At 63.1% G+C, this 911-nt stretch carries 1 protein-coding gene; it reads right to left on the reverse strand.

The window, feature by feature from the left end; all coding sequences use genetic code 11:
- The coding region (locus SPH27_RS23030) for a phosphomannomutase CpsG (RefSeq protein WP_322435924.1) at positions 1–911 on the reverse strand (911 nt) is incomplete at both ends.

Here is a 911-nt window from a genome sequence, read left to right on the forward strand (position 1 = left end):
AAGCGCCACTGCGGGAACGCCATGCTGATGCCGTCCGTACGGTCAATTTCCAGCGCGTGGATCGCAAAGTGCTGCTCCACGCGGGCAATGGCCTCGGCCGGCTGCGCCAGCTTGCTGTTGATCTCCCCGCTCGCCGGGAACGCCGCCATGCGGTCGCGCACCAGCTCGCCCAGCGTCTGCCCCTTCAGGCACAGCAGCTCGGTGACCAGCAGCCACGGGATCATCCCGCTGTCGCAGTAGGCAAAATCACGGAAGTAGTGGTGGGCGCTCATCTCGCCGCCGTAGATGGCGTCTTCTTCGCGCATACGCTCTTTGATGAAGGCGTGGCCGGTTTTGGACATCACCGGCGTGCCGCCCGCCGCTGACACCACGTCGACGGTGTTCCAGGAAAGGCGCGGGTCATGAATGATTTTCGCGCCCGGGTTTTTCTCAAGGAACGCCTCCGCCAGCAGGCCGACAATGTAGTAGCCCTCGATGAACTGCCCTTTCTCGTCGAACAGGAAGCAGCGGTCGAAGTCACCGTCAAAGGCGATGCCCATATCCGCGCCGTGCTCAATCACCGCGTTGCGGGTGTCGTCGCGGCACTCCGGCAGCAGCGGGTTAGGAATACCGTTCGGGAAATTGCCGTCCGGGGTGTTGTGCACCTTGACGAAGGTCACCGGCACGTTCAGCGCCTTAAAGCGGGCTTCCAGCGCATCCACCACCGGGCCGGCCGCGCCGTTACCGGAGTTGATGACCAGCTTCAGCGGCTTGAGGTTCGCCACGTTGATGTAGCCCATCAGGTGGTCGATGTACTCTTTCTGCAGGTTGATTTTTTTGTAGCTGCCGCGCTTCGCGTCGTTCACCGGCGGGAAGTCGTTGGCTTCCGCCAGGCGCTGCACGTCGCGCAGGCCGGTGTCGCCGCTGATAGG

It is taken from the genome of Enterobacter sp. A103 (genome assembly GCF_034427535.1).
GTDB lineage: Bacteria > Pseudomonadota > Gammaproteobacteria > Enterobacterales > Enterobacteriaceae > Enterobacter > Enterobacter asburiae_B.